Annotated in this window: 14 protein-coding genes; 9 read left to right on the top strand and 5 right to left on the bottom strand. The window is 73.4% G+C overall.

The genetic code is table 11. The features are described 5' to 3' along the window. Window positions 1-14: 14 nt before the first annotated feature. The 3 genes from OG435_RS09615 to OG435_RS09625 are packed head-to-tail and all read left to right on the top strand — an operon-like array spanning window position 15 to window position 2295. Complete coding sequence (locus OG435_RS09615; RefSeq protein WP_266876403.1) at window positions 15-815, top strand: LamB/YcsF family protein; 801 nt, start codon at window positions 15-17, stop codon at window positions 813-815. After that, window positions 812-1435 carry a 5-oxoprolinase subunit B family protein gene (locus OG435_RS09620; protein WP_266876404.1) on the top strand — a complete coding sequence of 208 codons (624 nt, stop codon included), beginning with the start codon at window positions 812-814 and terminating at the stop codon, window positions 1433-1435. The genes OG435_RS09615 and OG435_RS09620 overlap by 4 nt, the downstream gene beginning before the upstream one ends. After that, a complete protein-coding gene (locus OG435_RS09625) occupies window positions 1432-2295 on the top strand; it encodes a biotin-dependent carboxyltransferase family protein (protein WP_266876405.1) in 864 nt (287 codons plus the stop codon). The genes OG435_RS09620 and OG435_RS09625 overlap by 4 nt, the downstream gene beginning before the upstream one ends. A 603-nt stretch (window positions 2296-2898) precedes the next feature. Here the strand turns inward: OG435_RS09625 and OG435_RS09630 are convergent. Then, the gene (locus OG435_RS09630) at window positions 2899-4305 is read right to left on the bottom strand and encodes a HEAT repeat domain-containing protein (protein ID WP_266876406.1); all 1407 of its coding nucleotides are present in this window, start codon (window positions 4303-4305) and stop codon (window positions 2899-2901) included. 378 nt (window positions 4306-4683) lie between these two features. Continuing rightward, a complete protein-coding gene (locus OG435_RS09635) occupies window positions 4684-5127 on the bottom strand; it encodes an ankyrin repeat domain-containing protein (protein ID WP_266876407.1) in 444 nt (147 codons plus the stop codon). A gap of 280 nt (window positions 5128-5407) precedes the next feature. Between OG435_RS09635 and OG435_RS09640 the strand changes: the two genes are divergently transcribed. Next, window positions 5408-5602, top strand: coding sequence for a hypothetical protein (locus OG435_RS09640; protein ID WP_007262923.1), 195 nt, complete (start codon window positions 5408-5410; stop codon window positions 5600-5602). A 51-nt stretch (window positions 5603-5653) separates the two neighbouring features. Further along, a complete protein-coding gene (locus OG435_RS09645) occupies window positions 5654-7291 on the top strand; it encodes a hypothetical protein (protein WP_266876408.1) in 1638 nt (545 codons plus the stop codon). A 12-nt stretch (window positions 7292-7303) separates the two neighbouring features. Here OG435_RS09645 and OG435_RS09650 read toward each other — a convergent pair whose 3' ends face one another. Next, a complete protein-coding gene (locus tag OG435_RS09650; protein ID WP_266876409.1) occupies window positions 7304-8806 on the bottom strand; it encodes a PLP-dependent aminotransferase family protein in 1503 nt (500 codons plus the stop codon). Window positions 8807-8951: 145 nt separating this feature from the next. Between OG435_RS09650 and OG435_RS09655 the strand changes: the two genes are divergently transcribed. From OG435_RS09655 to OG435_RS09670, 4 genes are all read left to right on the top strand, one after another. Next, a complete protein-coding gene (locus tag OG435_RS09655) occupies window positions 8952-9605 on the top strand; it encodes a hypothetical protein (protein WP_266876410.1) in 654 nt (217 codons plus the stop codon). Between the two features lie 72 nt (window positions 9606-9677). Beyond that, a complete protein-coding gene (locus tag OG435_RS09660) occupies window positions 9678-10448 on the top strand; it encodes a glycerophosphodiester phosphodiesterase (RefSeq protein ID WP_266876411.1) in 771 nt (256 codons plus the stop codon). Window positions 10449-10518: 70 nt separating this feature from the next. Continuing rightward, window positions 10519-11913: an MFS transporter gene (locus OG435_RS09665; RefSeq protein ID WP_266876412.1), complete on the top strand. Its 1395-nt coding sequence runs from the start codon at window positions 10519-10521 to the stop codon at window positions 11911-11913. Between the two features lie 311 nt (window positions 11914-12224). Further along, window positions 12225-12599, top strand: a complete 375-nt coding sequence (locus OG435_RS09670; protein WP_007262928.1) for an RNA polymerase-binding protein RbpA — start codon at window positions 12225-12227, stop codon at window positions 12597-12599. 95 nt (window positions 12600-12694) lie between these two features. Here OG435_RS09670 and fxsA read toward each other — a convergent pair whose 3' ends face one another. Next, a complete protein-coding gene (gene fxsA / locus OG435_RS09675; RefSeq protein ID WP_266876413.1) occupies window positions 12695-13288 on the bottom strand; it encodes an FxsA family membrane protein in 594 nt (197 codons plus the stop codon). Between the two features lie 76 nt (window positions 13289-13364). Further along, on the bottom strand, window positions 13365-14147 hold the full coding sequence (locus OG435_RS09680; RefSeq protein ID WP_266876414.1) for a polyprenol monophosphomannose synthase: 783 nt from the start codon (window positions 14145-14147) through the stop codon (window positions 13365-13367). Window positions 14148-14447: the final 300 nt, after the last annotated feature.

The following is a 14447-nucleotide window of genomic DNA, read 5'->3' on the forward strand; positions in this document are numbered from 1 at the left end:
TCTACGCTCACCGCATGGCTTCCATGATCACGCCGGACACTCCGGCGGCCGCCCCCGTGATCGATCTCAACGCCGACCTCGGCGAAGGCTTCGGGCGGTGGACGCTGACCGACGACGAGGCCCTGCTGTCCGTCGTCACGAGCGCCAACGTCGCCTGCGGCTTCCACGCCGGCGATCCGTCCATCATGCGGCGCGTCTGCGAGCTGGCGGCCGCGCGCGGGGTACGGATCGGCGCGCAGGTCTCGTACCGGGACCTGGCGGGCTTCGGCCGCCGTTCCATGGACGTGCCGGCCGGAGAGCTGGCCGACGAGGTGGCCTACCAGATCGGGGCGCTGGAGGTCTTCGCGCGGGCGGCCGGTTCCCGGGTGTCGTACGTGAAACCGCACGGTGCGCTCTACAACCGCACCGTGCACGACTCCGGCCAGGCCGCCGCCGTGGTGGCGGGCGTGCTGCTCGCCGCAGGTCCCGCCGGGCTCCCGGTGCTGGGGCTGCCCGGCTCACTGCTGCTCGCCGCCGCCGGGCGGGCCGGGCTGCCGGCCGTACCGGAGGCCTTCGCCGACCGCGCCTACACCCCCGCGGGCACCCTGGTACCGCGCGGTGAGCCGGGCGCCGTGGTCCACGACCCGGACGCGGTGGTGGCCCGCGCGGTGGACATGGCCGCCGGGCACGTCGTGACGGCCGCCGACGGCTCCCGGATCCCGGTGGCCGCCCGCTCCCTGTGCCTGCACGGGGACACCCCGGGGGCCGCGGAGCTGGCGCTGCGCGTGCGCGGGGCGCTCGGCGGGGCCGGGGTGCGGGTGGAGGCCTTCGCGTGAGGGCCCTGGAGGCCGGCGCCGAGGCGCTGCTGCTGGAGCTGGACTCCGGCGAGGAGGTGGCCGCGCTCCACGCGGAGCTGCTGCGCCGGCGGTACGCCGGCGACGTCGAGCTGGGCGGCGTACGGGAGATCGTGCCGGCGGCCAGGACCGTCCTGCTGGACGGGGTACGGGAGCCGCGCGCCCTCGCGGCCCGGATCGCCCGCTGGCGGGTCCCCCCGCTCGCCCCGGCCGACGGGCCGCCCCCGGTGACGGTCGCGGTGCGCTACGACGGCCCGGACCTCGCGGAGGTGGCCGGGCTGTGGGGGGTGGCCCCCGGGGAGGTGCCCGGGATCGTCGGCGCGATCACCTTCCGGGTGGCCTTCTGCGGTTTCGCCCCGGGCTTCGGCTACCTGACGGGCCTGCCCGCCCGCCTCCACCTCCCCCGGCGCGCGACGCCCCGTACGGCGGTACCGGCGGGCTCATTGGCCCTCGCGGGCGAGTACGCCGGGGTCTACCCGCGCTCCTCCCCCGGCGGCTGGCAGCTGATCGGATCCACCGACGCGGTGCTGTGGGACCCGGCGCGCGAGCCTGCGGCGCTGTTCGCGCCGGGGGTGCGGGTGCGGTTCGAGGAGGCCTCGTGACGGCGCTCGAGGTCGTACGGGCGGGCGCGCTGACCACCGTCCAGGACCTGGGGCGGCCCGGGTACGCCCACCTCGGCGTCCCCCGGTCGGGGGCCCTCGACACGGGGGCGCGGGCGCTGGCGAACCGGCTGCTCGGCAATCCGCCCGGGGCGGCCGTCCTGGAGACGACGGTGGACGGCGTGGCCCTGCGGGCGGTGGGCGGCGCGGTGACGGTGGCGGTGACCGGGGCGCCCTGCGCCGTACGGGTCTGCGGGCGCCCGGTGGCCTGGGGTGCCCCTGTCCTGCTGCGCGCGGGGGCGGAGCTGGAGGTGGGCCGGGCGGAGTCGGGGATGCGCGGCTACGTGGCGGTGCGGGGAGGTTTCGCGGTCGAGCCGGTGCTGGGCAGTCGCTCGACCGACCTGCTGTCGGGCCTCGGGCCGCCGGTCCTGGCGGCGGGGGCGCTGCTGCCGGTGGGCGAGCCGGGTCCGGATCCGGTGGCCGGGGTCGATGCCCTGGCGACGCCGGGTCCGCCATCGGAACTGGTGCTTCCGCTGCGGCTGGGGCCGCGGGCCGACTGGTTCACGGCGGAGTCGGTGACGGACCGGCTGCTGCGGGCGACGTACCGGGTCTCGGCCGCCTCGAACCGCATCGGGCTGCGGACGGAGGGGCCGGCCCTGGTTCGGGCGCGGGGTGGGGAGCTGGCCAGTGAGGGGATGGTGCTGGGGGCGGTGCAGGTGCCGCCCGATGGGCAGCCGGTGGTGTTCCTCGCGGATCATCCCGTGACCGGGGGGTATCCCGTCGTGGGGGTGGTGGCGGGCTTCGCGCTGGACGCGGTGGCGCAGGTGGGGCCGGGGGTGGCGGTGCGCTTCGTCCGACTCTGACCGGCCCCGGGGTGACTCCCCCGCCCCCGGCCGGGCCGGGCCCCGCTACGCCCCTCCCCGCTGCGCGGGGCCACACCCTCCGCCGGAGCCCGGCTGCGACCCTGCCGCTGCGCGGGGCTTGTCCCCTACCCGCCCTTCCACCGTTCCCCGGGCTCCGCCCGGACCCGCGCCTCAAACGCCGGCGGGGCTGGAGAAGGTCCCCGGGCTCCGCCCGGACCCCCTGGGGCTCCGCCCCAGACCCCGGTCCTCAAACGCCGGACGGCTGAAAAGCCAAACCCCGGCCGGGGCCAAATGTCCCCCCCGGCCGGGACCGAATGCCTCCGGGCCGGGAGTGAGCTGTCTCCCGGCCGGGGTCGGGGGCTGCGGCCAGGGCCGGGGACGGGGGCGGGGGCGGGGTGGGGTGTTGGCCGGGACGTAAAGCGTGATTTGTGGCGCACAAAGAAGCCGCGCCCTGTCGAAAGTCGGGGACAGGGCGCCTAAATCATGCAGTCCAGGCCGACACCCCACCCCGCCCCCGGCACCGGCCCCCACCCGCAGCCAACCCGCCGCACAGGCCAACCCCAGCCCCGCCGGCGCTTGAGGCGCAGGGGGCCGGGGCCCCGGCTACACCGCCGACTCCGGGGCTATGCGGCTGCGGACCGCCGACTGGACGTCTTCTTCCTCCGCCGGGTCGGCCGCCAGACGGCGCAGACGCGGGGCCACCCGGGCGTCGGCCGTTTCCGCGTGGCGGGCGGCCACCTCGCGGGTGGTCTCCTCGCAGTCCCAGAGGCACTCGACGGCGAAGCCCGCCGCGAAGGAGGGGTCCGTCGCCGCCAGCGCGCGTGCGGCGCGGCCGCGGAGGGCGGAGGAGGACGTCTCGCGGTAGATGTGGCGCAGGACGGGGGCCGCGCAGCCGATGCGGAGCCGGCCGGCCCCGTCGACCAGGGCGAACAGCGGCGTCGAGTCCGGGCCGGAGCCGCGGACGGTGGAGCGGAGGGCTCCGAGGACGAGAGGGGCGTCCCCGGCACCGCCCCGGGCTGCCAGGAGGGTCGCCGCAGCCGTTCCGAGGGCGTCGGGGCGCTGGACCCAGCGTCGGGCCCGTTCGGCGGCGGCGGGGCCGCACATGCGCTCGAAGGCGGCTACGGCCGGCTCGTCGCCGGCGGCTTCGATGAGGTCCAGTACGGCCGGGTTCTCCGGCTCGGCGAGGACCAGGTGGTGCAGCGCGGTGGCGCGGGCGGCCTCTCCGGAAGCGCCGGCGGCGGCCGCCAGGATCGCGGAGCGGTCCTCGGGGGTGGCCACGGCGGCGAGGCAGCGGGCGGCCGGGACGTGCAGGGGGGTGCCCCGGCGCAGTCCGTCGGCGGCCCAGTCGAAGACGGCCTGGACGCCCCAGCCCGGCTGGGGGCCGCGCGGGGTGAGCTGGCGCTGCCAGCGGTCGAAGGAGCCCTGTTGCCGGGCGGCGCGCAGCCGCTCGGCGTACTCGTTGGGCTGCGCAGCCTCTTCCCACAGGCACCAGGGCCGGGGCTCGTAGGCGTCGCGGACGGCCGCGGCGAGCAGCGCCTCGCCTTCGGGGGTGGCGGGGAAGCGGGCGAGGACGGGGGCGGCCAGCGAGCGCAGCCCCTCGTCGTCGTCGCGCAGGGCGAGCTCGTCGAGGGCCCAGGCCCAGTTGGCACCCGTGGCGGCGTACCGGCGCAGCAGCATGAGCGCGTCGTCCCGGCCGTACGAGGCCAGGTGGCCCAGTACGGACAGGGCGAGGCCCGTGCGGTGGTCGTCCTCGTCGAGGACGTCGTCGACGCCGAAGAGGTGGGCCTCGATCGCGCCCAGGGGGCCGTCGAGATCCAGGTACAGGCGTGCGTAGTACAGGGAGCGGTTCTCGACCTGCCAGTCCTGGCGCGGATCGCCGGCCACGCAGTGGTTGAGGGCCTCGAGGGCCTCGTCCCTGGGAGCCGCGAGTGCGTGCAGCGTGCCGTCGCCGCGGCCGCGCTGGAGGAGACCGAGCAGGGTACCGCTCGGCGCTATGACTGGTTCGAACATGGGAATGGCCTCAAATCAAGCTGGGGACGCAACCGGGAATCGGAATTCACAGGGCCGCGTAACAGCTTGTGAGGACGTCCGCCGTCAGGTTCCGCTCGATGTAGACCATTGCCTTCTCACTCTCGTCGGTGCTTCTCGGCCAGGGCGGCGGTCCCCCGGCAGGAGTGGGGGTCGGACACCCGTTGTGTCCTGCCCGCTCCTGCCCGTCCGTCCTGTCCGCGAATCGAATCCGACGCCATGATGACCCAGGCGGTTTGTGCGCCGCGACCACATTTAAGGCCGCCGTGACCAACCCGTGAGGTCTGGACCGGCCGAAGAACCGGCCAGGAACCGGCCAGGCACCGGGCACGGACCGGACACGGACCGGCCAGAAGCGGACTAGACGGCTCCGAAAAGTTCCAGCAGGTGGGCCTTGGCGAACATGCGCGCCGTGTCCACGGCGGAGGGCGTTCCGGCGTTCGGGTCGGCCCCGCCGGCGAGCAGCGCGCGGATGACGTCCTCCTCGCCCTTGAAGACCGCTCCGGCGAGCGGGGTCTGGCCGCGGTCGTTGGCGCGGTCGGCCTCGGCTCCGCGGGCCAGCAGGGCCGTGACCGCCTCGGCGTGCCCGTGGTACGCGGCGAGCATGACGAGGGTGTCGCCGCGGTCGTTGGTGAGGTTCGCCGGGACACCCGCGTCGACGTACGCGGCGAGGGCCTCGGTCTCGCCCCGGCGGGCGAGGTCGAAGATCTTGGTGGCCAGCTCGATGACGTCCTCGTCGGGAGCGCCCGCCGAGCCCTGGGAGGCCTGGGAGTCCTGGGAGCCGTTCTCGACGTGCTCACTCATCGGTCGTACCGCCTTTCACGGGCAGGGCTGCGCACGGCACTGCGTCCGTACGGGTGAAGCGTCAGAGTAGCGCCCGGACCTGCACATGAGAGGCACGGGCCGAGGCAATGATCACCTTGCGGCCCCTGTGCCCCCAACCCGCCAGGCGCGCCAGCCGGGATGGGCCGGTCAAGTGAAAAATTGCCGAATTCACCCGTATGCACCTTTTATCGCATTGATACTTCCTGTGAGCCTGGAAGAACTGATGGTGACTGTCCCCACCCACCAGGAGAACTGACTCATGGTCCTGTCCATCTCAGGTGTCGTCCTGCTCGGCATCATCTGCTTCCTGTTCTTCAAGAAGGACGGCATGAAGCTGACGCACGCGTTCGTGTGCGCGCTCTTCGGCTTCTTCCTCGCCGGCTCCGCCATCGCCCCCAGCATCACGGCGAGCACGGCGAGCCTCGCGAGCCTTCTCGGCGGGATCAAGCTCTAGCGCCCGGCCCCGGCACCCACCCCGAAGCATCCACAACTCCAGGAGACGCCCGTGGCCCGGCGCCCACTTCCCCGCATCCTCAGCAGCGGCACCGTGTCGCTGACCCGGGGCCGCGACTTCGCTCGCACGGCCGCCGACAGCGCCACGGACGTCCTCCATCCGCTCCTCACCATCGGACGCGGCCTGCGCGTCCTGGCCTCGGCCGGGCGGCGCAAATGGTGCGACACCCCCAAGGACAAGCGTGGTCCCGCGCTCTTCCTGGGGGCCGCCTGCGTCCTCGTGGTCGCGCTCGTCCCCTACGGCCCCCTCACCGCCCTGATCACCCTCATGGCGGCGGCGGCCTGGCAGGGACGCGACCGCACCCCGGCGAAGACCGGGCCCAGCGATGCCGAGACCGAACGGCTCGGCTCCCTCTACGAAGCCCTCGTGCCGTACTTCTCCATCCCGGAGGACCCGAGCCCCCTCTTCGCCCACGGCGGGGAGTGGGACAAGGCCTTCAGCGGCTACGAGTTCGACGAGGCGGGCCGGATCACCCGGCTCCACATCCGCTACCCGGCCTACTTCACCGATGGCGAGGCCGCGTCACGGGCCCGGATCGAGGCATTGCTGCACGCCAAGTCCGGGCGCGGACGGGAGTATCTCTTCGACTGGGACGAGGAGGGCAACCAGCTCGACCTGAGCGTGCTGGCGGCGCTGCCGACAGGCATCGCCGCCCAGCCTTTCGTCACCTCCCCCGGTGAGACCGTGCTCGGCTTCACCGACCCCGGCGGTGTGCAGCGCACCCTGCCCGTCCTGGACGGCGGCGAGCCCCGGGACGTCCCGCCGGTCATCTGGCGCACCGGCTCCCGCTCCGCCGAACCCCATCTGCTGGCCGTGGGCCAGCCCGGCAGCGGTACCTCCACACTGCTGCGCTCCATCGCCCTGCAGGCCCTGCGGCACGGGGGCGACGTCCTGATCGTGGAGGGCGGCGGCACCGGCGAGTACTCCTGCCTCTCCGGCCGCGCCGGCGTCCTCGCCGTGGAGTGCGGGCCGACCGGGGCGCTGGCCACCCTGGAATGGGCCGCCCGCGAGACCGAACGGCGCCTGATCGCCACCCACCGGGCCCGCGAAGCCGGCCGGCCCGCGCCCGAGGACACCCGGCGTCCGCTGTGGATCCTGCTCGACCGGCCCAGCGTGCTGGCCCACCTGGCCGCCGCCGAGGGCGCCCCCGACCCGATCGCGCAGCTCCAGGTGCCGCTGCGGCACGGGCGCGCCGCGCACGTCACCGTGGTGGTGGTCGAGCAGTTCGACCACCTGGAGCTGTTGAACGACTCCGTCTGGCAGCACACGCGGGCCCGGGCGGTGCTCGGAGCCGCCACGATCCAGCAGATCGCCGACGTCCTGGGACTGCCCCCGCACACCACGCCGACGGCGGTACTGCCGCCGGGGCGCGGGTACGCCCGGCTCGGCGCCGGTCCCGTGCACCGCCTCCAGGTCCCGGCCACCCCGGACCCGTACGACGAGGCCACCCACCCGGGGCACCGGCAGGCGGTACTGGACCTGCTGCCCGAGCGGCAGGCGCAGCCCAAGCCCGTCCCGGACCACGTCACCCCGGCCAAGCCGCTGCACATCGTCCAGCCGCCCGCCCAGGCGCAGGGCCCGGCGATCGACGCCTCGGAGATCCCCGAGGTCCCGGCGGACGCCCCGTAAGCACTTCTGCTCCTACGCGACGAAGGTGCGCGGCGGCTCCGCCCCGCCGCCGCCCGCTCCGGTGGCGACCAGCCGGGCCGCGGCGGCCAGCCGGGCCGCCGCTTCCTCGGCCACCGGGCCGCCGACGGTGAACGGGAGCCGGACGTACCCCTCGAAGGCCCCGTCGACGCCGAACCGGGGACCCGAGGGAACCCGTACGCCCACCCGCTCCCCGACCTCGGCCAGCCGGGAGCCGGAGAGCCCGCCCGCGCGGGCCCACAGGGTCAGGCCGCCGAGCGGGACCCGGAACTCCCAGTCGGGCAGCTCCCGGCGGACCGCCGCCACCAGCGCGTCCCGGTTCTCCCGGGCCTGGTCGCGGCGGATCTCCACGGCCTGCTCCCAGCCCCCGGTGCGCATCAGCCAGTCCACCGCGAGCTGTTCCAGCACGGGCGTGCCCAGGTCGGCGTAGGCCCGGGCGGCGACCAGGCTGCGGATGACGTCCGGGGCCGCGCGGACCCATCCGATGCGCATGCCGGCCCAGAAGGCCTTGCTGGCGGAGCCGACGGTGATGACGGTGGAGCCGGCCGGGTCGAAGGAACAGACCGGTCGGGGCATCTCCAGCGTCGGGTCGAGCTGGAGCTCGACCATGGTCTCGTCGGCGACGAGGACGGTGCCGGCCGAGCGGGCCGCCTCCACCATCGCGCGGCGCTGCTCGTCGGAGGCCAGGGCCCCGGTCGGATTGTGGAAGTCGGCGACCACGTAGGCGAGGCGGGGGGCCGAGTCGCGCAGGACCTGGCGCCAGACGTCCATGTCCCAGCCCGTCAGCCCCTCCCCCATGGCGACCGGCACGAGGCGGACTCCGGCGGCGCGCATCAGCTGGAGGATGTTGGCGTAGGACGGGGATTCGACGGCGATCCGCTCGCCGCGGCCCGCGAAGAGGCTGCAGATGGCGTCGATGGCCCCCATCGCGCCCGTGGTGACCATGATCTGCTCGGGCATGGTCGGGATGCCGCGCTCGGTGTAGCGGTCGGCGAGCATGCGGCGCAGCGCGGGCAGCCCGGCCGGGTAGTCCCCGTGGGTGTGGGCGTACGGCGGGAGTTCCTCCAGGGCGCCCTGGACGGCCTTGGTGAGCCAAGGCTCGGGGGCGGGGAGGGCGGCGCAGCCGAGGTCGATCATCGAGCCGAGGGACTCGGGGGGCAGCGGCTCCAGGCCGCGGGCCGGCATGGGGTTGCCGGCGGGCACGGAGGTCCAGCTGCCCGCGCCCCGGCGGGATTCGAGGAACCCCTCGCCGCGCAGGGCCTCGTAGGCGGCGGCGACGGTGGTGCGGCTGACGGAGAGGGCCACGGCCAGCTCCCGCTCGGCGGGGAGCCGGGCGGCGACGGGGATGCGGCCCTCCAGGACGAGCAGGCGGACGCCGTCGGCGAGCGTGCGGTACGCGGGCAGCTTCCGCCCGCCGGGCGGGGCGGTCCGGCCCTGCTGGGAGGTGATGAGCCGGCCGAGCTGTGCGGCACCGACGGCCGAGGTCCACTGCGCCATGTGTTCCGGTCCACCTTCGTCGAATTGGCTTCTGCCGGACCGTGACGGGCCGGTATTGGATCGCTTCTACCGGTCCAGAGTGCCACGGAGCGCTCCGCGTGAAAGAGGGAGCCTCGTGCACGGTCCCGTGTGTAGCGTCCGGCGGGTGACCATCAACCTCTTCCCCGGCGACATCCCGGGCGGGCTGACCCGGCGCGCCCAGTACTTCCTGGCCGTCCACTGCGTCCGCATGGACCCCGTGGGCATCGGCTCCTACAGGGATCGCTGGCTCGCCCACGGCGTCCCGGCGCGGGAGATCGACCGGGCGGCGGAGTACTCGGCGCGCTGGGGCGGGCTGCTCCTGCCACCCTCGCGCCAGTTCGAGGGCGGCCCCAAGGTCCTGGACACCGACCTCCCGGAGGGCTCGGCGGAGGAAGGATGGTGGATCACCGTGGGGTTTCCGCGGTGCTCGGTCAATTTCGGCTTCTTCATCGGACCGGACGGCGCGTTCGGCGTCGACGGCATCCGCTGGACCCCGCTGCACGCCACGGTCGAGGGATGGATCGAGTCACAGGCCCTGGACCAGCACGCGACCCGGTGGGCGAAGCGGGTCACCACGCTCAGCGGTGACGAGGCGGACGACTTCGACCTGACCGGATTCGAGCGGGTGCCCGAGGTCGTGGGGCTGGCGGACGACTGGTGGCGGGGGCCGGACTCCCTGGTGGCGGTCCACCGGGGCGAGGCCGAGTACTTCGGCGAGCCGCGGTACCGGACCGCGTACGTCTACTCCGGGCTCCCGGCGCACGCCCTGCGGGACTGATCCCCTGCGGCCGTTCACCGGCCGGCCACCGACCGCTCCCGCCCCAGGGGGAACAGGGGGCATACTGCCGCGGTGACGCACGTACGCCTACCCCACCCTTATCTCGACCACCCGGGTCCGATCCCGTTCGCGCACCGCGGCGGGGCCGCGGACGGGCTGGAGAACACCGCCGCGGCCTTCCAGCGGGCCGCCGCCGCGGGCTACCGGTACTTCGAGACCGACGTGCACGCCAGCGCCGACGGGAAGCTGGTCGCCTTCCACGACGCCACCCTGGACCGGATCACCGACGGCCGGGGCCGCATCCGGGAGCTGCCGTGGAGCCGGATCCGCGAGGTCCGGGCCGCCGGGAGCGAGCCCCTCGCGCTCTTCGAGGACCTGCTGGAGAAGTTCCCGGACGCCCGGTGGAACGTGGACATCAAGGACGAGTCCGCCGTGCACCCGCTGATCGGCCTGATCGCGCGGACCGGGGTCTGGGACCGGGTCTGCGTGGGCTCCTTCTCCGAGCGACGGGTCGCCCGGGCCCAGAAGATCGCCGGCCCCCGGCTGGCGACCTCGTACGGGGTCGCGGGGGTGTTCGGGCTGCGGCTGCGGTCGTACGCGATCCCCGCGGCGCTGCGCGCGGGCGCGGTGGCGGCGCAGGTGCCGGAGACCCAGGGGGGCATCCGCGTGGTGGACCGCAGGTTCGTGCGGACGGCCCACGAGCGGGGGCTCCAGGTGCACGTGTGGACCGTGAACGAACCGGAACGCATGGAGGCTCTCCTGGACCTGGGAGTCGATGGCATCATGACCGACCGGATCGACATCTTGCGCACGGTGCTCGACCGGCGCGGAGCCTGGGCCTGACCGGCCCGTTCGGCTGCGCGCCCGGTGGGCGGCGGCCGCGGCGGTACGGGGACCAGCGAGGGGGGCACCGATGAGTGCGCAGACGACGGAAGACGCGGAACCGGGGTCCGAGGACGGCAGATCGGAGGCCGCCGGGGCCGAGGCCGCGGCGGCGGCCCGCAAGCGCGAACAGCACGGCTGGTACTTCTACGACTTCGCCAGCTCGGTCTACTCGACGAGCGTGCTCACGGTGTTCCTCGGGCCGTACCTGACGGCGGTGGCCAAGGCGGCCGCCGATTCCGACGGGTACGTCCACCCGCTCGGCATCCCGGTGGCTGCGGGCTCGTACTTCGCGTACACCGTGTCGGCCTCGGTGATCGTGGCCGTCCTGATCATGCCGCTGGTCGGCGCCCTGGCCGACCGGACCGGCCGTAAGAAGCCGCTGCTGGCGGCGGCCGCGTACACGGGTGCGACGGCCACGGCCGGGATGTTCTTCCTGGGCGGCGACCGGTACCTGCTCGGCGGGCTGCTGCTGATCGTCGCGAACGCCTCGCTTTCGTGCTCCGTGGTGCTCTACAACGCCTATCTGCCGCAGATCTCCACCCCGGAGGAGCGGGACACCGTCTCCTCGCGCGGCTGGGCCTTCGGGTACACCTCGGGCGCCTTCGTGCTCGTCCTGAACCTGGTGCTCTTCCAGGGCCACGACTCCTTCGGGCTCTCCGAGGGCGAGGCCGTACGGATCTGCCTGGCCTCGGCGGGGCTGTGGTGGGGCGCCTTCACGATCGTCCCGCTGCGCCGGCTGCGGGACCGTGCCGTGGTCCGGGAGCCCGGGGAGGCTCCGCCCGTCAGCGGCTGGAAGCAGCTCGTGGTCACGCTGAAGGACATGCGGCGCCATCCACTGACCCTGTCGTTCCTGCTGGCGTACCTGATCTACAACGACGGCGTGCAGACCGTGATCTCCCAGGCCTCCGTCTACGGCTCCGAGGAGCTGGAGCTGGAGCAGTCCACGCTGATCGTGGCCGTTCTGCTGGTGCAGATCCTCGCGGTGGCGGGTGCGCTGGGGATGGGCCGGCTGGCCGTGCGGTACGGCGCCAAGCGAACGATTCTCGGCTCGCTGGTGGCCTGGGGCGTGACGCTGGCCGCCGGGTACTTCCTGCCGGCCCGGACCCCGGTGTGGTTCTTCGCGCTCGCCGCGATGATCGGACTGGTGCTGGGCGGCAGTCAGGCGCTGTCGCGCTCGCTGTTCTCGCACCTGGTTCCGGCGGGCAAGGAGGCCGAGTACTTCTCGGCGTACGAGATGAGCGACCGGGGCCTGAGCTGGGTGGGACCCCTGGTTTTCGGGCTCACGTACCAGGTCACGGGCAGTTACCGGGACGCGATCATCTCGTTGGTGGTCTTCTTCGCACTGGGTTTCGTGCTGCTCGCGCGAGTGCCGGTGCGGCGCGCCGTGGAGGCGGCGGGGAATCCTGTACCCGAGCGGATCTGACCTGGGATCCGACGGATCCGAGGGGCTACGGGCGCGCGAATTCGGAACGAATTTCGACGTTCAAGCTAAGGGCCGGTAGTGTACGCCTTTGGCCTGCCAGGCGGACCGTTACTGCGTGCTTATGAAGTGAAGACGTTGGGTGACATCTGCTGCCAGATGTGACAAAACGGGCACTGGTGGGTACAACAAGGGGCGGTACGACGGGCGACGCATGACCCGGAGCGGGAATCTATACCGCCGACCGGACGTTGACCGGATGACGACGACAGCGACACCTGTCCTGTGGGCGACAAGCCCGGGAGGCACGATTCATGAGTGAGCGAGCTCTCCGCGGTACGCGGCTCGTGGTTACCAGCTACGAGACGGACCGCGGCATCGATCTGGCCCCGCGCCAGGCGGTGGAGTACGCATGCCAGAACGGACATCGATTTGAGATGCCGTTCTCGGTTGAGGCAGAAATTCCGCCGGAGTGGGAGTGCAAGGCGTGTGGCGCCATGGCACTCCTGGTTGACGGGGATGGGCCCGAAGAGAAGAAGGGCAAGCCTGCGCGAACGCACTGGGACATGCTCATGGAGCGGCGCACCCGCGAGGAGCTGGAGGAAGTGCTGGCCGAAAGGCTTGCGGTCCTTCGTTCCGGCGCCATGAACATTGCCGTGCATCCGCGGGACAGCCGCAAGTCCGCCTGACAGCCGGACGCCACAGCGGCGCAGCAAGACAGCACGAAGCAGAGGGGCCCCACCACACGGTGTGTGGTGGGGCCCCTCTGCTTCGTGCTGTCCGGTCAGGGGGTCAGCGGCGGCCGGTAGCCGTTGTCGGGGCACTGCGGGCCGTCCTCGCGGATGACCTCGCCGTGGATGACCTCACCCGGGACGACCTTGCCGTCCGGGTAGTGGATCCGGGCCTGCTGGAAGGCGTCGCCGAAGGAGCCGGCCGGCGCGGAGGCCATCTTCCGCTCCAGGGAGCCGGCGGCCCGGCGGCCGATCCAGGTGCGGACCGGCGGGAGCATGAGCAGCAGACCGGCCGCGTCGGAGATCAGGCCCGGCATCATCAGGAGCAGCCCGGCCAGCATGGTCAGGCCGTTGCCCGTACCGGGCTTGCCGGGCTGCGGCGCAGTCGGCTGACGGCCCTCCTGGGCCTGCTGGAAGGTCTCCGTCAGGTTCTTGAAGGCGCGTCGCCCGGCCCGCTTGATGACCACCGCACCCAGCACCAGGCCGCCGGCGAGCAGCAGGGCGACACCGCCGCCGCCGATCACTCCGGCGACCTGGCCGAGCAGCCAGATCTCCAGGATCAGCCAGGCCGCGATGGCCAGGGGAAGGTACGTACGGGCGGGCGAACGCCGCCGGGGGGCCGTAGGGGTCGGAACTCCGGTCGTCATACCCCCAGTGTGCCTGGGACGGCGTAAAGACGTCCTCAGCCGGAGGTACCGGACATCCCCTAGGGGCCGGAGCGGACTACTTGCCCCGGGGCTTGCCCGTCAGCTTGTCCGAGAGCTTGCCCGCGTGCTCCTTGAGACCCCACTGGGTGACCCTCCAGAGGGCCTCCACCACGATGTCCTTGCTCATCTTGCTGTCGCCGAACTCGCGCTCGACGAAGGTGATGGGCACCTCGACCACGCGGAAGCCCTTCTGGACGGCCCGGCGGGCCAGGTCGACCTGGAAGCAGTAGCCGGCCGAGGCCACGTCGGCCAGGCCCAGCCCTTCGAGGGTCTCGCGGCGGAAGGCGCGGTAGCCGCCGGTCACGTCGCGGATCGGGACGCCCAGCATCAGCCGGGAGTACGTGGACCCGCCCCGGGAGAGGAACTCCCGGCTCTTGGGCCAGTTCACGACCCGGCCGCCCGGCACCCAGCGCGAGCCCAGCACCAGGTCGGCGCCCTCCAGGGCGGTGAGCAGCCTGGGCAGCTCCTCGGGCTGGTGGGAGCCGTCGGCGTCCATCTCGATGATGACGCCGTAGCCGTGCTCCAGACCCCACGCGAAGCCGGCCAGGTAGGCGGCTCCGAGCCCTTCCTTGCCCTTGCGGTGCAGGACGTGGACCTGGTCGTCCGCGCCCGCGAGCTCGTCGGCGAGCTTTCCGGTGCCGTCCGGGCTGTTGTCGTCGGCCACCAGGACGTGGGCCCCGGGTACAGCCGCGCGGACGCGGCCGACGATCAGCCCGATGTTCTCCGCCTCGTTGTAGGTCGGAATGATCACCAAGGCCGTGCCGAGCGGTCCGTAGCTTCGCTGTCCGCCGTCGCTCACTGATTCCCCTTTTGCGTTCTCGTACATCCAGTACGTCGTGTCGCAGAGGATGATTTTAGAACAGCGATCGGGGCCCGCGGTCCTTCGGGCCGGACCGGCTCCCGCTGGCTGCGGGCCGCCTGACCGTTGTCTACTGGACCGCGGGGCCCCGATCTGAGGCCACCGGCCCCCAAGTCTCCTGCGGAGCAGGGGGGACACCCTTGCGGCGAAACCTTCCCTCGCCCCCGAGGCGCGGGCGCGGCTGAGCGATCGGCTCCGTCCGGTTCGGACGTCCGGTGGTGGACCCGGCCGAACCTATCC

This window comes from Streptomyces sp. NBC_01264, assembly GCF_026340675.1.
Lineage (GTDB): Bacteria > Actinomycetota > Actinomycetes > Streptomycetales > Streptomycetaceae > Streptomyces.